The sequence below is a fragment of the Pseudomonas mangiferae genome, from assembly GCF_007109405.1.
In the GTDB taxonomy this organism is placed as follows: domain Bacteria; phylum Pseudomonadota; class Gammaproteobacteria; order Pseudomonadales; family Pseudomonadaceae; genus Pseudomonas_T; species Pseudomonas_T mangiferae.
Genome location: NZ_VJOY01000005.1, coordinates 237,841 through 255,767, shown reverse-complemented (window position 1 = coordinate 255,767; position 17,927 = coordinate 237,841). Strand labels below are relative to the sequence as shown.

11 protein-coding genes, 1 tRNA gene and 1 pseudogene are annotated in these 17,927 nt (G+C 64.4%); 4 read left to right on the top strand and 9 right to left on the bottom strand.

The genetic code is table 11. The annotated features are described in order from the left end of the window. Positions 1-22: 22 nt before the first annotated feature. The 9 genes and pseudogenes from FM069_RS09200 to FM069_RS09155 form a co-directional block, all read right to left on the bottom strand. Positions 23-1,333, bottom strand: coding sequence for a PIN-like domain-containing protein (locus FM069_RS09200; RefSeq protein ID WP_143488001.1), 1,311 nt, complete (start codon positions 1,331-1,333; stop codon positions 23-25). A gap of 1,140 nt (positions 1,334-2,473) precedes the next feature. Further along, positions 2,474-3,794: pseudogene (locus FM069_RS09190) on the bottom strand (tyrosine-type recombinase/integrase). Positions 3,795-3,957: 163 nt separating this feature from the next. Then, positions 3,958-4,033: transfer RNA gene (locus FM069_RS09185), tRNA-Thr, on the bottom strand. A gap of 203 nt (positions 4,034-4,236) precedes the next feature. Further along, complete coding sequence (locus tag FM069_RS09180; protein WP_233282011.1) at positions 4,237-5,451, bottom strand: methyltransferase; 1,215 nt, start codon at positions 5,449-5,451, stop codon at positions 4,237-4,239. Positions 5,452-5,580: 129 nt separating this feature from the next. Continuing rightward, the gene (locus tag FM069_RS09175) at positions 5,581-6,270 is read right to left on the bottom strand and encodes an ABC transporter permease (RefSeq protein WP_143488000.1); all 690 of its coding nucleotides are present in this window, start codon (positions 6,268-6,270) and stop codon (positions 5,581-5,583) included. After that, positions 6,267-6,962 carry an ABC transporter permease gene (locus FM069_RS09170; RefSeq protein WP_143487999.1) on the bottom strand — a complete coding sequence of 232 codons (696 nt, stop codon included), beginning with the start codon at positions 6,960-6,962 and terminating at the stop codon, positions 6,267-6,269. Before FM069_RS09170 ends, FM069_RS09175 begins: the two co-directional genes overlap by 4 nt. A gap of 74 nt (positions 6,963-7,036) precedes the next feature. After that, complete coding sequence (locus tag FM069_RS09165; RefSeq protein WP_143487998.1) at positions 7,037-7,786, bottom strand: ABC transporter substrate-binding protein; 750 nt, start codon at positions 7,784-7,786, stop codon at positions 7,037-7,039. Positions 7,787-7,801: 15 nt separating this feature from the next. Further along, on the bottom strand, positions 7,802-8,575 hold the full coding sequence (locus FM069_RS09160; protein ID WP_143487997.1) for an ABC transporter ATP-binding protein: 774 nt from the start codon (positions 8,573-8,575) through the stop codon (positions 7,802-7,804). A 236-nt stretch (positions 8,576-8,811) separates the two neighbouring features. Further along, positions 8,812-11,382, bottom strand: a complete 2,571-nt coding sequence (locus FM069_RS09155; RefSeq protein WP_143487996.1) for an ATP-binding protein — start codon at positions 11,380-11,382, stop codon at positions 8,812-8,814. A gap of 301 nt (positions 11,383-11,683) precedes the next feature. Here FM069_RS09155 and FM069_RS09150 point away from each other — a divergent pair, with 301 nt between their 5' ends. Genes FM069_RS09150 through FM069_RS09135 form a run of 4 tightly spaced genes read left to right on the top strand, consistent with a single transcriptional unit; the run spans position 11,684 to position 17,817 of the window. Then, entirely contained in the window at positions 11,684-15,187 is a 3,504-nt protein-coding gene (locus tag FM069_RS09150; RefSeq protein ID WP_143487995.1) for a response regulator, read from the top strand. A gap of 1 nt (position 15,188) precedes the next feature. Next, positions 15,189-16,007: a CheR family methyltransferase gene (locus tag FM069_RS09145; protein WP_143487994.1), complete on the top strand. Its 819-nt coding sequence runs from the start codon at positions 15,189-15,191 to the stop codon at positions 16,005-16,007. Continuing rightward, positions 16,004-16,618, top strand: coding sequence for a chemotaxis protein CheB (locus tag FM069_RS09140; protein WP_143487993.1), 615 nt, complete (start codon positions 16,004-16,006; stop codon positions 16,616-16,618). Before FM069_RS09145 ends, FM069_RS09140 begins: the two co-directional genes overlap by 4 nt. Further along, on the top strand, positions 16,612-17,817 hold the full coding sequence (locus tag FM069_RS09135) for a hybrid sensor histidine kinase/response regulator (protein ID WP_143487991.1): 1,206 nt from the start codon (positions 16,612-16,614) through the stop codon (positions 17,815-17,817). The genes FM069_RS09140 and FM069_RS09135 overlap by 7 nt, the downstream gene beginning before the upstream one ends. Positions 17,818-17,927: the final 110 nt, after the last annotated feature.

The following is a 17,927-nucleotide window of genomic DNA, read 5'->3' as shown; positions in this document are numbered from 1 at the left end:
TAGGGTATCTACTAGCCTATACTCACTGTGCTTGAGGCTCTTCGCTGGTAATGCGCGCAGTGTACTCAAACACATACTCACCGACAGGTAGGGTGACGTGTTTGCTGTCAGATTTTAAATGGATGTTGAAATCATAGTTAGTGCCGGTGCCGGCGCTAATTGTGCAGTTAGGTAACTCGGAAGGTGCCGATACCAGTTCGACACTAACTTCCGGTGGTGCCTCCATAATAGGGTCGAAGTGACCACTGCCAGTAAAGTTCTTAACTGGTCTCCTGAGATTAACAATCAGCTCTCCGCTGTGGTGTTCCGTGGAGGCTGATATGATTTCCTGTGCAATGATTTCTACCGCATGTTCTTTCTCAGTTCTTAAATTATCGATGGCTCTAATTTCGTCTACAGCTTCTCTGTCTACTGTTTGACCCTGGCGTCGTAGAGAAAACTCTAAGAATTTATCTGTCTGATAGATAATAACTCTCTGGCCGGTGTATTCACTAGCCTCTCGTAAAAGCTCCATTCTAGGGCCAGTTGTTTTTCCCGAGAGCTTTTCCCACCAATCTTCTTTTCGTTCAGACGTAACAAATATTATTGGCTTTTCATGTTTTTTTGAATGGTCTAGAATCTGTCGCCAAAGAAAGAAATCGCCGTATGGCCTGTCGCCGTCTTTTTCGTCATCTAGATATCCTGGAGGAATTTTGTTGACTTTCCTCTCTTCTGCTTCAGTTCTTAGAGCAGGAAGTTGCTCATCCGAAAAACTTTCTCCGATAGCTCCTTCAAAAAGCTCTGCGAGCTTTTCGAGTACATCATCTTCGCTTAAGAAATTCGGATGATTAGCTTCAGCTTCGTCAATTATTTCCAGGGATCTATGAATGCTTGGGGTTATTCCTTCCAACATTTGATCAGCTACGTCAGCGGGGATGATTCGATTTCCCTTGAGCTGATTGACCGTGGTTTCAATAGACTTTTTTAGCTTTTCGATTTCATCTTTAGCTTCTTTAAAAGTCTTGCTCGCGGATACAATTACTTTGTTTCTGTTCCGAAAAAATTCTTCAGATGCTTGTTTTGAAAGCCAAAGTGCGCCCTCGAATTTTTGCATGCTCTCAAGTAAGCTGTTTCTTGTCTTCTCGTGGTATCGATATAGGTCAAGTAAAACGTTGGCGTCGACTGTAAGTATTCCGGTTTTCCAAATACTATCTGTTTCTTCAGTACTGGGCTTAAAGTACCACGGGAATTCACTTTTCATAGTTTTCCTTAACTCTTCGACCTGCGTGATAATTTTTTGTCTATTACGTGCTAGGTGGAAATCGGTGTCCTGTTGTTGCTCGTATTGAGGCAAGAGCTTGCTTTCCTGAGGGTATCAATTGGCCATCATTTTGTCTATTACCCATAGCTGTGCTGCAAAGTTGAGGACTTTTTGTCTGAAGAGAAAAATTGCTGTTTTCAATCAGCAAGACGTCCGAGGCGCGCTTGATTTGGCTCTCAGAAAACAATCTGAGCCCATGCGGGCTTAGCCTTCTGAGGTTACACCGCCATGTCAATTTCCTGATCAGAGCCACCAGCCTCGTGCTCGATCCTATGCACAATCCCCACGTCATCCCGCCAAGAATGCTGAGTGTTATCAGGGATCAAGGCCCCTGCGACCTGTGGGGAGTGTCCTCTACGCGGGACTGGCGGCTCCTTACGACCGGGAGCAAGGGCATCTCATGATCTGGCCTCCTGAACACCGTTACCGGTGGGCGGGTGGAGGCTGCATTGGCTGACGAGACCAGTGCCGCGAGATCCTGAGCCGGGTGAGCGCAGCAATGCGATGACCGGGGCATGCCTGACTGTCAGTCAGGTGCAGTCCATTCCTTGGTCTGCGGCACCATCATCTACATCGCTGTTGCTGGAGACATCGGCGTTTGTCACGCCGATTGTCACAAGGGGAATTGCCGCTGAGCCATGTGCGTTCAGGGCTGCAGCAGTGTCAGGAGCGCCCGTCTCTTTCCGGTGAAAGAGACGGGCGCAGGTTGGCGCACGCGAAATGGCCAAGCGGATAAGTTGCTGCTGAGCAGATGGGTAGGGTGGTTGCCGCAGGGGCAACGATATTGAGGTGGCATCCATCACATGGGTAGTGACCGTACGAGCTGCCGGACGCGAATCGTACTTGCGGGTGAACCACCGCGGGAGCGGCGTGACCTCCAAGGTTCAGGTCACCTGGGGTGCTGCATCGACAGCTCTTGCGACTCCCGGTCTACGCTTGTGGACAATATTCGTCAAGCAGCGCGATATCAGGGATTTAGCGCCTGTGGATAAACTATCCCCCGGTGGACATCAGTGGTTTTCCACAGACGTAAGCTGTGCCAGCAGTTTTTTCTTAGGTATGGTCCTTTCAAACGGGGCGGCTTTGCAGCCCCGTTTGAAAGGACCCGCGCGGAGGAGCTTCATGCGGTGCTGTGGGTAACTTCACAGCGAGTTGAGGTGGTGGTGCGGCGGGTTACTCGGCCCTCTTGGCACTGCGAAGCCGCGTGACGTTCTCGCCCGTCTGCTTGGCAAACTCATGCGGCGTCACATGGTCCTCGCGGTTCGCCTCCAAAAACCGGCTCCACCAGGTCATGATCATCCGGCGTTCTTCGAGGAACTCGGCCTTGTGGGTATAGGCGGCGCGCACGTTGTTACGTTCCTTGTGGCTCATCTGCCGTTCGATAGCCGTCTCCGACCATAGGCCAGACTCGACCAGCGCACTGCACGCCATGGCCCGGAACCCGTGGCCGCAGATATCCACCTTGGTGTCGTAGCCCATCGTCCTGAGCGCGGCATTCACCGTGTTCTCGGACATCGGTTTCCACGGCTTGGCATCCCCCGCGAACACCAGCTCGAACTTGCCGGTGATCGCGTGGATCTGCTCAAGCAAGGCCACTGCTTGCGGCGATAAGGGTACAACGTGAATGTCCCCGGCCATCTTCGTACCTCTTGTGGAAAACGGCACGCCGTCCAGCGCCGGGCGGGTGTCGGGGATTTCCCAAATTCCGCGTTTGAGGTCGAATTCGTTCCAGCGGGCGAAGCGCAGTTCACTGGAGCGTACGAATACATGCAGCGACAGCATCACCGTGAGGCGCGTAAGCGGGCGACCTCTGTAGTCCTCGATGCATGCCAGTAGCTCTGGCAGCCGCGATAAGGGTAGTGCGGGTCTGTGAGTTACCCGTGGTGTCTTGATCGAGCCATCGAGGTCATGAGCCGGGTTCGCTGTGATTTAGTCGCAGTCGTTTGGCTTCACGCATGATGCTTTGCAGGTAGTTCTTGATCCTGAGCGCCACGTCGATGGTGCCGCGCTTCGTCACGGCTTCAAGTGGCTGCATGAGGTCGTGGGTGTCCAACTCAACGATTGCTCTGGCACCGATCAAAGGGAATACGTGAGTCTTCAAGCGGCTGAGCACTGTTTTGGCGTGGCCGGGCGCCCACTTGGGCACCATGCTCGTGTGCCAGTCGAGCGCAACGCTTTCAAAGGTGCGGCCGTTGATAACGGCCTGGGTCTTGGTTTGTTGCTTGTACTGGATGGGATCTATGCCGTTTGCGAGCTGCTGCTTGATCTCGAAGCGCTTGCGGCGTGCGTCGCCCAGCCCGACCACCGGATAGCTGCCGAGGGCGGTCAGGCCCTCGCGGCCATCGGGTTTCACGTACCTGAGCCGCCAGCCTTTGCGGCCGTTGGGTTGCACAAGCAGGTAAAGACCGTCGCCGTCGAAGAGCTTGTACTCGCGCTCTCTGGGCTTTGCCGTGCGACAGGCGGTGTCTGTAAGCGGGGCAGTGGTGCGGGCCATAAGGGTAGTCTCCAATATCGAAACGGACCTCTATCCTTAAAACTACCCTTATTAGCGCTGGCTACCCTCGGAATCCGACGGAACGCCAAAACGAAAAAACCCGCCAGAAGGCGGGTTTTTCGGGGGTTCCAGAGATTTTGAAAGCTTTCTATAGAACCTTGAATGGTGCCGGCACCAGGAGTCGAACCCGGGACCTACTGATTACAAGTCAGTTGCTCTACCAGCTGAGCTATACCGGCGGGGAGGGCAGCATTATAGCCATCTGGCTCGGCGAGTAAACTGTTGATGCGTTTGAGGAATACGGTTGAGGCCATGGTTGGGGCGGTGGGCGGGCGAGGCGCCTTCATTGTCGGCTTTAAAAGTCATCGACCGTCTGAACGGCGAAGCCGCAGGCGGATAACTCTCTCTTCCCCCGGCTTCGTACGCCCAGGGTCCCCGAGGCTCAGCGCTCGGCGACGATCAGCAGGTTGCGCGGCGTGAGGTTCTGATCGCAGAAGGGGCCGACCTGTACGCGGTAGCCGCGGTCTTCCAGGTACAGAGCGCGGTCCAGCACCAGCCAGAGTTCCAGGGGGCGGCGGAACAGGCCGCGCAGCAGTTCCAGGTTACGGACCTCGGCCAGGCGTCGCCAGCCGGCGGTTTCCCAGTGGGCCCAGTCGAGGGTGGCGGGCAGGTCGAGGCGGCCGTTGGCCAGGGCGACGGCCTGTTCGGCGAAGGGGCGCTCCAGCCAGGTACCGGGCAGGGAGGGGGTGGGCAGGTAGTGGTCCTCGCTGCGCAGGTGCCGCTGCAGCAGGTCGAAGCCCAGGCGGTGGGCCATGGAGCGGTCGCGCTGGCGGCGCACCCGGGCGCCGGCGGTGACGGTCTCGCTGATGGCCAGGCGCAGGTCCTCGCGGTCGAGGGCCAGGGCGGCTTCGCGGCCAGCCTGGGAAAGCGGCTGGTACGCCGAGGCTTCGGTGCGGTTGTAGCAGCAGGGGGCCAGCGCCAACCGGGCGCAGCCGGCGGCGTCAGCCAGGCGCATCAGGCGCAGGTGCAGGTCGCCACAGGCGTGCAGGGCGACCGGGGTGTGGTGGGCGTCGAGCCGCTGGGCTGCGTCCTCGGCCAGCACATCCTGCTGCAGGTGTTCGGCCTCCAGGCCCAGGCGATCACTCAGGCGCTGGCCTTCCCGCACCAGGTCGGGGTCCTGTTCCAGGCAGCGCAGCGGATGGCCGTCATGGGCCAGGCGCCGGCCCAGATGCCCTTTCCCGGCGCACCAGTCGAGCCAGTGGTGCACCGGGTCGGTGAAGCGCAGGCTGGCGGCGAAGGCGTCGATCTGCTGCCACTTGCGACCCGGGACATCCACGTTGAAACGGCTCGGCAGCGACGGGGTGGGTTGCCGGGGGAAGGGGGCCAGTGCCGTGAGGGCTGCCGCCTCGGCGGCCAGGGCCGGGTAGGGCGCCGGGGCGCCGGTGAGGCGTTCCGGTCGGGCATGGTCGGCCTCGGCCGCCGCCAGGTCGCGCGCCCGCAGCCACTGCGCCAGGTCCGGATGCCGGGCTTCCCAGGGCAGGGTCGGCGTGGTGAAGGGCTTGGGGCGCCACAGCTCCTGGTGAGCGTGGAGGAAGGCGTCCAGCGCGAGAAAGCGCACCCGCAGGTGCGGGCCCTGGAGGGGCAGGGAAGGGTTCACGGACGAACGAGGACCGGTGGCGCAGGGAGAGCGAGTATAGCGCGAAGGGCGCGGCGGCCTTTCGTGGAGGCCTCGGCGCCCCGGTCGGGCGTCGTCCCAGCCCAGCGCTGCTGGCTCAGCGCCCCTGACTCAGCGTCCCTGACTGGCGTCGACCCGCAGCCAGCGCTCGAGGAGCTTGAAGGCGCGGACCAGCCCGTAGGAGATCGCCAGGTAGAACAGCCCGGCGGCGAAGAAGATCTCCACCGGCAGGTAGGTACGGGCGATGATGGTGCGCGCCATGCCGGTCAGCTCCAGCAGGGTGATGGTGCTGGCCAGGGCGCTGGCCTTGAGCATCAGGATCACTTCGTTGCTGTAGGCCGGCAGGCCGATGCGCGCGGCCCGCGGCAGGATGATGAAGAACAGCGCCTGGCTGCGGGACATGCCCAGCGCCCGGGCCGCCTCGATCTCGCCACGGGGAATGGCCTGGATCGCGCCGCGCAGGATTTCCGCGATGTAGGCGGCGGTGTGCAGGGTCATGGTGATGACCGCGCACCAGAACGGGTTGCGCAGGTAGGGCCAGAGCATGCCCTTGCGCACCGCGTCGAACTGCGCCAGGCCGTAGTAGACCAGGAACAGCTGCACCAGCAGCGGGGTGCCGCGGAAGAAGAAGATGTAGGCGTATGGCACGGCGCGCACGTACCAGTTGCGCGAGCTGCGGGCGATGCCCATGGGGATCGCCAGGATCAGCCCGGCGACCACCGCGATGGCCACCAGCTCCAGGGTGAGCAGCGCGCCGTCCGCCAGCTTCGGCAGCCACTTGATGATGACGTCCCAGTTCATGCGGCGCTCCTGATGAAACCGCGGGCGGCGCGGCGCTCGAGGAAGTACATGCCGGTCATGGCGACCACGGTCAGGCCGAGGTAGATGAAGGCGGCGACCATGTAGAAGGTGAACGGCTCCTTGCTGGCCGTCACGGCGATCTGCGAGCGGCGCATGATCTCTTCCAGGCCGATCACCGAGACCAGCGCGGTGTCCTTCATCAGGATCATGAACAGGTTGCCCAGGCCGGGCAGGGCGATGCGCCACATCTGCGGCAAGATGATCCGCCAGAGGATGCGCGGGCGCGACAGCCCGAGCGCCTGGCCGGCCTCGCGGTGGCCCTTGGGAATCGCCAGGATCGCGCCTCGGAACACCTCGGTGGCGTAGGCGCCGAAGCACAGGCCGAGGGCGATGGTGCCGGCGGCGAAGGCACTCAGTTCCAGCTGCGGATAACCGATGGCCTCGCCCAGGCTGCGCATCAGATTGACCGTGCCGAAGTAGATCAGCAGCACCCAGAGCAACTCGGGCACGCCGCGGACCAGGGTGGAATACAGGCCGCCGAGCCATTGCAGCGGCTTGGCGGCGGAGGTCTTGGCCAGCGCGCCGAGCAGGCCGAGCACTAGACCCAGGCTCAGCGCGGACAGCGCGAGCTTGATGGTCATGAGCGTCCCGGCGGCCAGGGCGGGGCCGAATCCGTGGAGATCGAACGTCATCTGTGGGCTACTGCAGGCATGCGGGGGGAAAGCCGGCGCCGTGGGGCGCCGGCCGGACTACGACCGCGACTACATCAATAGATGTTGAACGGGAAGTACTTGTCGTTGATTTTCTTGTAGGTGCCGTCGGCGATGATGTCCTTGAGCGCGGTGTTCAGCTTCTCCCGCAGCGGGTCGCCCTTGCGCACTGCGATGGCGATCTTGTCGTTGTCGAACACCGGGTCGCCCTTGAATTCGAAGTCCTTGCCGGCCGGGCTCTTGAGCCATTCCCAGTTGACGAACTTGTCCGCCAGTACGCCGTCGACGCGGCCCGAGGCGAGGTCGAGGTAGGCGTTTTCCTGGGTGTCGTAGAGCTTGATGTCCACCACGCCGTCCATGTTGTCTTCCAGCCAGGTGCCGGCGATGGTGGCCCGCTGGGCGCCGATCACCTTGCCTTTGAGGCTGTCCTTGTCGGTCTTGAAGTCACTGGCCTTGGGCGCGATGAACTGCAGCTTGTTGGTGTAGTAGGCGTCGGTGAAGTCCACCGCCTGCTTGCGCTCCTCGGTCACCGACATGGAGGCGGCGATGAAGTCGAATTTCTTCGCGTTGAGGGCCGGGATGATGCCGTCCCAGTCGGAGGTGACCACCTCGCACTCGGTCTTCATCTTGGCGCACAGGGCCTTGGCGATCTCCACGTCGAAGCCACCGGCCTGGCCGCTGGCGTCGATCAGGTTGAAGGGCGGGTAGGCGCCTTCGGTGCCGATCTTCAGGGTGTCGGCGAAGGCGGACGAGCCGAACGCCAGGGAAGCGGCCGCGGCCAGCAGGATCTTCTTGTAGTTCTTCATGGGATTGATGCTCCGTTAGCGATTGCTGGACATGAATTGTTTGCAGCGCGCCGATCGCGGGTTCTCGAACACCTGCTCGGGCGTTCCCTGTTCTTCCACCAGGCCCTGGTGCAGGAACACCACTTCGCTGGATACCTGGCGGGCGAAATTCAGTTCATGGGTGACCAGCAGCATGGTGCGCCCTTCCTCGGCGAGTGCGCGGATCACGTTAAGCACTTCTTGTACCATTTCCGGGTCGAGGGCCGAAGTCGGCTCGTCGAACAGGATCACCTTGGGGCGCATGGCCAGGGTGCGGGCGATGGCCGCGCGTTGCTGCTGGCCACCGGAGAGGTGGGCGGGGTAGGCGTGGCGCTTGTCGGCGATGCCGACCTTGGCCAGCAGCGCCTCGGCGATTTCGGTGGCCTCGGCGCGGCTCTGGCCGTGCACCCGGCGCGGCGCCTCGATGATGTTGTCCAGCACCGTCATGTGGGGCCAGAGGTTGAAGTTCTGGAAGACGAAGCCGATCTCGCTGCGCAGGCGATTGATCTGGCGGTTGTCCCGGGCGACCAGCTCGCCGTCCTTCGCCGCCTTGAGCTTGAGTTCCTCGCCGGCCACGATGATCTGGCCCTGGTGCGGGTTCTCCAGCAGGTTGATGCAGCGCAGGAAGGTGGATTTGCCGGAGCCGGAGGAGCCGAGGATGGAAATGACGTCGCCGTCGCGGGCGGTGAGGGAGATGCCCTTGAGCACTTCGAGGTCGCCGTAGCGTTTGTGCAGGTTGCGGATTTCCAGCGCGGGCGTGGCCTCGGCCATGGGGATACCTCTTATTATTCGAATGCGCTCCGTCTGCTTCGTGGCCGTCCTGGCGAGGGCAACCTAGCACAGCGTTCTGTGGGGCGCCAAGCGCACCGCGGCGGCCGGCGCGGACCGTGATGGCAATGTGTCGCATCGGCGCAGCGCGCTGTCGCGTAACCACAAGAACGCCCGTTTGACGCCGTTCCCGGGCCATGCCGGGGCCGCCTCGGCGGCGCGCCGGCGGCCCTCCGCGGTCAGGCCAGCATGCCGCTGACCTTCTCCCGCAGCAGGTCGATGCTGAACGGCTTGGCGATCATCTCCATGCCGCCGGTGAGCAGTTGCCCGTCGATGTCGGCGATCTCCGCGTAGCCGCTGGCGAACAGCACCGGAAGGTCCGGGCGCGCCTGGCGTGCGGCCTGGGCCAGTTGCTGGCCGTTCATGCCCGGCAGGCCGATGTCGGTCATCAACAGGTCCAGAGGTTGCGGGCCCTGAAGGATCGGCAGGGCTTCCTGGGCGTCGGCCGCCTGCAGCACGGTGTAGCCGAGGTCTTCCAGGACCTCGACGGTGAGCATGCGCACGATGTCGGCATCCTCCACCACCAGGATGGTCTTGACCGAGCCGTCGGCGGCGGGGGCGCTGTCGGGTGTGTCGTTGCGTTCTTGCATGGTGGTGTCCCTGGGCAGGTAGAGGGCGACGCGGGTTCCCTGGCCCGCTTCGCTATGGATACGGATGTGTCCGCCGGTCTGCTTGACGAAACCGTGGACCATGGACAGCCCCAGGCCGGTGCCTTGGCCGATGGTCTTGGTGGTGAAGAACGGCTCGAAGGCGTGGGCGAGGGTGTCGGCGCTCATGCCGCTGCCACTGTCGCACACTTTGCACAGGACGTAATCGCCCGGGGGCGGTGCGTCCTCCTGGGGCGGGGCATCTTGGGGCACCCTCAGGTTGGCGGTTTCCAGCAGCAGACGGCCGCCGCCGGGCATGGCGTCCCGGGCGTTCTCGATCAGGTGTTGTAGTACCCGCAGCAACTGGTGCGGGTCGCTGCGGGTCGGCCACAGGTCGGCGGCCAGCCGGGTGACCAGGGCGGTGCGCGGCCCGAGCAGGCGGCGCAGGCCGTCCTCCTGAGTGCGGACCAGCTCGTTCAGGTCCACCGTGGCCAGCGCCAGGGTCTGGCGGCGGGCGAAGGCCACCAGGTTGTGGGTCAGCGCGGCGCCCCGGTTGGCCGATACGCTGGCCGCGTCCAGCAGCCGCTCCACGTCGGCGCGGGCGGCCGGCGGCAGCTTGCGACGGATCAGTTCCAGGCTGCCGATGACCCCGGCCAGCAGGTTGTTGAAGTCGTGGGCGATGCCTCCGGTCAACTGGCCGAGGGCTTCCATATTCTGGGCCTGGTTCAGCACTTCCTCGGCGTGCTTGAGGGCGTCCTGGGTGCGCTTTTCCTCGCTGACGTCGCGGGCGTTGCTGTAGATGTAGCGGTCGCCCGGCGTGCTGCGCCAGGCCAGCCAGCGGTACTGGCCGTGCTTGTCGCGCAGGCGGTTCTCAAAGGGCCGGGTGCGCACGCCCTCGGCGAGGCTGCGGCGCTCGCGCTCGGTGCGCTCCAGGTCGTCGGGGTGCACCAGCCAGTGCACGGTGCGCCCCACCAGTTCGGCCTCGCTCCAGCCGAGGGTGTCTTCCCAGGCCGGGTTGATGCTCAGCAGCACGCCCTCCGGACTGGCCACGCACAACAGGTCCTGGCTGAGGCTCCACAGGCGGTCGCGTTCCTGGGTGCGCAATTCGATGCGCTGTTCCAGGGCGGCGGTGCGCAGGCGGCTGTCCTCCTGGGCACGGGCCTGAACGACGCCCAGGGCCAGGCTGTCGGCGAGGCTGGCGAGGAAGGTCCGGTAGGCGCCGTCCAGGGCGCGCCGAGGGCTGACGCCGGCCACCAGGTAGCCCATGGGCGTGGCGCCACCCCGGGCTTCGTGGAGCGGCTGGATCTGCACGCTGTGCACGGGCTCCGGCCAGGGCGGCAGGACCAGCCCCGGCGCGCGCTGGGCCAGGTCGGTGCAGGTGTGGCCGGTGCGGGTCTGGGTCTCGGCCAGGGGCCAGGACGAGGCATCGCCCGGCGCGATGATCTCCGGTGCCAGGGGGTGGTCGCCCGGCAGGCCGCTGGCGACCACGCGTTGCAGGCGGCCGGGTTGCCGCGGGTCCACCAGGTAGAGCAGGGCGAACGGCAGGTCCGCCGGAGCGCTCGCCAGCAGCGGCTGCGCCCGCTGGCAGAAGTCGTCCACCGTTTCGCTCTGAGCGCCAGCCTCCGCCAGGGTCGCCAGCAGGTGGGCGCGGCGCGCGCCGAGGACCTTGGTGGTGGTCTCGATCACCGTGTTGTAGAGCCCCACCGGGCGACCGTCGACGCCGGGGATGGGGCTGACGTTGTAGTTGAAGTAGCACTCCTCGACGTAGCCGAGGCGTTGCATCGGCAGCATGCCGTCCTCGGTGTGTACCGCCGCCCCGGTGCGCATGATGCCCTCGAACATCGGCTGGATGATCGGCCAGATGTCCGACCAGGCCTCCCGCGCCGGGCGCCCCAGGGCCCAGGGATGCTTGTCGCCGGGGATGGCGCTCCAGGCGTCGTTGTACAGCAGGTGGAAATCCTCGCCCCAGTAGATGCACACGGGAAAGCTGCAATTCAGCCCGACGCCGAGGATTGCCTTGAGGATCGGCGACCAGTCGCCGATCGGGCCGAGGGGGCTGGTGCTCCAGTCGCGGCCGCGGATCAGGTCGGCCATGGGGCCGTGGCCGATGATCGGCTCGCTCGGCCCCGGCGCGGGCGATGCGGAGGGAGTCTGGTAAGGCATGGCGAAAACATCCTGGTTTTACGGTGACGCGAGTGCGGTGACGCGGCGAGGGCCCTCGGGCGCTGGTTAGAAATGGAGGGGCGGGAAAAGATTCCATCGATCTCGCGGGCAGCGTGAAAATCGTCCGAACCCTTTTCGGGGGCCGCAGTCGATTGCAGGTTGCCATGCCTGCAGGCTCGCATCGCGAACGCCCCAGTAACGGCGTGGCCGTTTGAAGTCTCCCGGTGGCGCCAGTACCATCCGGGGCTTTGTCCGCCTTTTCCGTCAACCGACCGACCACCCGCGCCCGGAATCCCTTTCGATGACCAGCCTCGACGAGCAAAGTTTTCGCCGTATCCTTGCCCGCAACGTCACCCTGCCGCTGGGTGTCGGGCTGCTCAGCGCTGTGTTCTTCGCCGCCCTCATCGGCTACCTGCTCAACGTGCTGGACTGGGTCGAGCACACCGACCGGGTGATCAGCAATGCCAACGAGGCCACCAAGCTGGCGGTGGACCAGGAAACCGGCATGCGCGGGTTCATCATCACCGGCACCGAGAGCTTCCTCGATCCCTACGAGTTGGCCGTGCCGCGCTTCGATGCGCAGATCCGCACCCTGCTGGACCTGGTGGCGGACAACCCCCAGCAGATCGACCGCCTCAAGCGCATCGAGGCCCTGCAGAAGCAGTGGAACGCGGTGGCCGCCGAGCTGATCGCCATGCGTCGCGCGGGGCAGGATCTGGCGCCGGTGATCGGCTCCGGTCGCGGCAAGCGCATCACCGACGAGGTCCGCGCCGAATTCGCCCAGTTCATCGGCACCGAGGAACAGCTGCGCTTCCAGCGGCGCAACACCGCTAACAGCAGCACGTTCTGGCTGGTGGGCTTCTACCTGCTGTTCAGCCTCGGGGTCGGCGGCTTCCTCGCCTACTTCGGCCGCCGCGAGCTGATGGCGCTGTCGCGGACCTACAACGGCGCGTTGCGCCAACAGGACCAGCACGCCAAGGTCCTGCACCACCAGGCCTGGCTGCGCAGCGGCCAGACCCAGATGGCGGAAAAGCTGATCGGCCAGCCGGGCATGAGCCAGCTGGGCCGCAACGTGCTGGAGTTCCTCGCCCAGTACCTGGACTGCGTGGTGGGCGCGCTGTACGTGCGCGAGCACCATGGCGGCCTGGCCCGCATCGCTTCCTACGGCTTCTCCCGTGACCAGGAGAAGGCCGACCAGTCCTTCTACAGCGCCGAGGGCCTGGTGGGCCAGGCCGCTCAGGAGAAGCGCCTGATCCAGCTGGACGAGCTGCCGGCCCACTACCTGAAGGTCAACTCCGGGCTGGGCGAGGGCGAGCCGCGCAGCGTGGTGCTGCTGCCCTTCACCGACGAGGACAAGGTCAACGGCGTAGTGGAGCTGGGCTTCCTGCGCCCGCCAACCGAGCGCGACGCCGAGTTCTTGCGGCTGATCGCCGGCAACATCGGCAGCTCCATCGAGGCCGCCCGTTACCGTCATCGCCTGCAGGAAGTGCTGGCCGAGACCCAGCAGCTCAACGAGGAGCTGCAGGTTCAGCAGGAAGAGCTCAAGACCGCCAACGAGGAACTGGAAGAACAGTCGCGCATCCTCAAGGAATCCCAGAGCCACCTGGAGAGCCAGCAGGCCGAGCTGGAGCAGACCAACGAGCAGCTGGCGGAGCAGGCCCAGGAGCTGTCCAACCAGCGCGACACCCTGAACCAGAAGAACAACGCCCTCAACGAGGCCCAGGAGCAGCTGGAGCAGCGCGCCCTGGAGCTGCAGCGCGCCAGCCGCTACAAGTCCGAGTTCCTCGCCAACATGTCCCACGAGCTGCGCACGCCGCTGAACAGCTCGCTGATCCTCGCCAAGCTGCTGGCGGACAACAACCACGGCAACCTGAACGACGAGCAGGTGAAGTTCGCCGAATCCATCTATTCCGCCGGCAACGATCTGCTCAATCTGATCAACGACATCCTCGACATCTCCAAGGTGGAAGCCGGCAAGCTGGACGTGCGGCCGGAGAGCAGCCGGGTCTCCAAGCTGGTGGAATCGCTGCAGATGCTCTTCGAACCCCTGGCCGGGCAGAAGCACCTCGCGTTCCGCGTCTCCCTGGCGGATGCCGCGCCCAAGGTGCTGTTCACCGACCGCCAGCGGGTCGAGCAGATTCTCAAGAACCTGCTGTCCAACGCCCTGAAGTTCACCGAGAAAGGCGAGGTGTCGCTGACCGTGAACCCGCATCCCAAGGGCATCGCCTTCGCCGTGCGCGACACCGGTATCGGCATCCGCCAGGACCAGCAGGAAAGCATCTTCGAGGCCTTCCGCCAGGCCGACGGCACCACCAACCGCCGTTACGGCGGCACCGGTCTGGGCCTGTCCATCTCCCGCGACCTGGCCCGCCTGCTGGGCGGCACCATCACCGTGGAGAGCCGGCCGGGCGAGGGCAGCACCTTCACCCTGCTGCTGCCGGAGACCTACGAGGAGCCGCTGCTGGACACCACGCCGGCGCCGCTGCCCACCGCCGCCCTGGCCAGCCTGCCGATCTCGCCGACGCCCAGCGTCGCCGAGGCGCCCGCTGTCAGCCTCCCCGCCACCGAGCGACCGCCGCTGCCCAGCTTCGCCGACGACCGCGAGCGCGCGCCGTTCGCCAACCGCGCGGTGCTGGTGATCGAGGACGAGCCGAAGTTCGCCAAGATCCTCTTCGACCTGGCCCACGAACTGGGCTACCACTGCCTGGTGGCCCACGGGGTGGACGAGGGCATGAGCCTGGCCCGGCAGTTCCGCCCGGACGCGATCCTGCTGGACATGCGCCTGCCCGACGGCTCCGGCCTGACCATGCTGCAGCAGCTCAAGGAAGACCCGAAGATCCGCCACATCCCGGTCCACGTGATCTCCGTGGAGGACCGCATGGAGGCCGCGCTGCACCTTGGCGCCATCGGCTACGCGGTGAAACCCACCACCCGCGAACAGCTCAAGGAAGTGTTCGGCAAGCTGGAGGCCAAGCTGGACCAGAAGGTCAAGCACATCCTGCTGGTGGAGGACGACGCCCGCCAGCGCGACAGCATCGCCCGTCTGATCGGCGACGAGGACATCGAGATCACCGCGGTGGAGCTGGGCAGCGAGGCCCTGGAGAAGCTTCACACCACCATCTTCGACTGCATGATCATCGACCTGAAACTGCCGGACATGCAGGGCAACGAACTGCTCAAGCGCATGGCCAGCGAGGAAATCTGCTCGTTCCCGCCGGTGATCGTCTACACCGGGCGCAACCTGTCCCGGGACGAGGAGGCGGAGCTGATGAAGTATTCCCGCTCCATCATCATCAAGGGCGCCCGGTCGCCGGAGCGGTTGCTGGACGAGGTCACCCTGTTCCTCCACAAGGTGGAGGCGGAACTCTCCAGCGACCGCCAGCGCATGCTCAAGACCGCCCGCAGCCGCGACAAGGTCTTCGAAGGGCGGCGCATCCTGCTGGTGGACGACGACGTGCGCAACATCTTCGCCCTCACCAGCGCCCTGGAGCAGAAGGGCGCCGAGGTGGAAGTGGCGCGCAATGGCCTGGAGGCCATCGACAAGCTCAACGAGGTGGCCGACATCGACCTGGTGCTGATGGACGTGATGATGCCGGAAATGGACGGCTACCAGGCCACCATGGAAATCCGCAAGGACCCGCGCTGGCGCAAGCTGCCGATCATCGCGGTCACCGCCAAGGCGATGAAGGACGACCAGGAGCGCTGCCTGCAGGCCGGCGCCAACGACTACCTGGCCAAGCCGATAGACCTGGATCGTCTGTTCTCCCTGATCCGCGTCTGGATGCCCAAACTGGAACGGATCTGACATGCCCGATCGTGACATCGAAATCGAGCTGCGCCTGCTGATCGAGGCTATCTACCTCAAGTACAGCTACGATTTCCGCGACTACTCCGGCGCGTCCCTGAAGCGCCGGGTGTTGCACGCCCTGACCCAGTTCGACTGCAAGACCATCTCGGCCCTGCAGGAGCGGGTGATCCACGAGCCCCAGGCGTTCATGCAGCTGCTGCAGTACCTCACCATCCCGGTGAGCGAAATGTTCCGCGACCCGTCGTACTTCCTCGCCCTGCGCCAGCAGGTGATACCGGTACTGCGCACCTACCCGTCGCTGAAGATCTGGATCGCCGGCTGCAGCACCGGGGAAGAGGTGTACTCCATGGCGATCCTGCTCAAGGAGGAGGGCCTGCTGGACCGCAGCATCCTCTACGCCACCGACATCAACCCGCATTCCCTGGAGAAGGCCCGGCAGGGCATCTTCTCCCTGGACAACATCCGCGGCTACACCGAGAACTACCAGAAGGCCGGCGGCCGCCAGTCCCTCTCCGACTATTACATCGCCGCCTACGACGGCGCCCTGTTCGACAAGGCCCTGCGGGAGCGGATGACCTTCGCCGACCACAGCCTCGCCACCGACAGCGTGTTCGCCGAGACCCACCTGATCTCCTGCCGCAACGTGCTCATCTACTTCAACAAGAAGCTGCAGAACCGGGCCTTCGGCCTGTTCCACGAATCGCTCTGCCACCGGGGTTTTCTCGGCCTGGGCAGCAAGGAGAGCCTGGACTTCTCCAACTACGCCCAGCGTTTCGAGGCCGTGCAGCGCCAGGAACGGATCTTCCGCAAGCTATGAACGGCTCGTTCCTCGATCCCGCGCCCCGCCTGGCAGACCGTCGCTTCGACGCGCTGGTGGTAGGCGCCTCCGCCGGCGGCGTACAGGCCATGCTGGAGCTGTTCGCCACCCTGCCGGCGAGCTATCGGCTGCCGGTGGTGGTGGTGCTGCACTTGCCGGAGGAGCGCCACAGCCGCCTCGCCGAGGTGTTCCAGGCGCGGGTGGCGCTGCGGGTGAAGGAAGCCGAGGACAAGGAGACCCTGAGCCCGGGGGTGCTGTACTTCGCCGCGCCTGGCTACCACCTCTCCATCGAGCAGGACCACAGTTTCTCCTTCAGCCGGGAAGAGCCGTTCCACTTTTCGCGGCCCTCCATCGACTTCCTCTTCGAGTCCGCCGCGGACGTGTACGGGGAAGCCCTGGCCGGGTTGCTGCTCACCGGCGCCAACGACGACGGCGCCGCGGGCCTGGCCTGGATCAAGCGCCGCGGCGGCCTGACCCTGGTCCAGGACCCGGCGGACGCCCAGGTGCCCACCATGCCCCAGGCCGCCCTGGCGCGGCACCGCCCCGACTTCATTCTTCCCCTGCGCGCCATGCCGTCCGTGCTGGCCCAACTGGATGCTGCCCCATGCTGAGCGCAACCGAAAGCAAACTGCTGATCGTCGACGATCTGCCGGAGAACCTGCTGGCCCTGGAGGCGTTGATCAAGGGCGAAGGGCGCGAGGTGTTCAAGGCCCAGTCCGCCGACGAGGCGCTGGCGCTGCTGCTGGAGCATGAGTTCGCCCTGGCGATACTCGATGTGCAGATGCCCGGCATGAACGGCTTCGAACTGGCCGAGCTGATGCGTGGCACGGAGAAGACCAAGCACATCCCCATCGTCTTCGTCAGCGCCGCCGGCCGCGAGCTCAACTATGCCTTCAAGGGCTACGAGAGCGGCGCGGTGGACTTCCTGCAGAAGCCCCTGGACATGCACGCGGTGAAGAGCAAGGTCAACGTCTTCGTCGACCTCTACCGCCAGCGCAAGGTGATGATGCGCCAGGTGGAGGCGCTGGAGCGCAGCCGCCAGGAGCAGGAGACCCTGCTCGCCGAGCTACGCGCCACCCAGGAGGAGCTGCAGCGCTCCCTGCGCATGCGCGACGACTTCATGTCCATGGTCTCCCACGAGGTGCGCACGCCCCTCAATGGGCTGATCCTCGATACCCAGCTGCGCAAGATGCAGCTGGAGCGGGCCAATGCCGAAGCCTTCACCTTGGACAAGCTGAGCGCCATGTTCGCCCGGGACGAACGCCAACTGCAGAGCCTGATCCGCCTTATCGAAGACATGCTGGACGTCTCGCGCATCCGCACCGGCAAGCTGTCGATCCGGCCCAAGCGCTTCGACCTGAGCCGGCTGGTGCAGCAGGTGGTGGAAAGCTTCTCCCACCAGCTGGTGACCGCCGAGTACAGCATGTCCGTGTCGGCCGAGACGCCCATCGTCGGCGTCTGGGACGAGTTCCGCATCGAGCAGGTGCTGGCCAACCTGCTGACCAACGCCCTGCGCTACGGCGAGAAGAAGCCTATCGAGGTGCGTGCCTACCCGGTGGAAGAAGGGGGGCGCATCGACGTGCGCGACCGTGGGATCGGTATCTCGCCGGAGAACCAGCAACGGATCTTCCAGCAGTTCGAGCGCGGGGTGGGCACGGAGGCGGTGGCCGGCCTCGGGCTGGGGCTTTACATCTCGGAGCAGATCGTCAAGGCCCATGGCGGCCGCATCGAGGTGCAGAGCACTCCGGGCGAAGGCTCGCTGTTCAGCGTGGTGCTGCCCCTGGGGACCGGGGACGCCGCCCCGGCCTGAGGGCCGACCGTTGGGGCGCTTCGTCGCGCCCCTGGAAACTTGCCCGGCCGGCACGGTCGAAATCCGCGACCTGCCCGGCTTCCGCCCAGGTCGCCGGCCGCGCCAGGCCG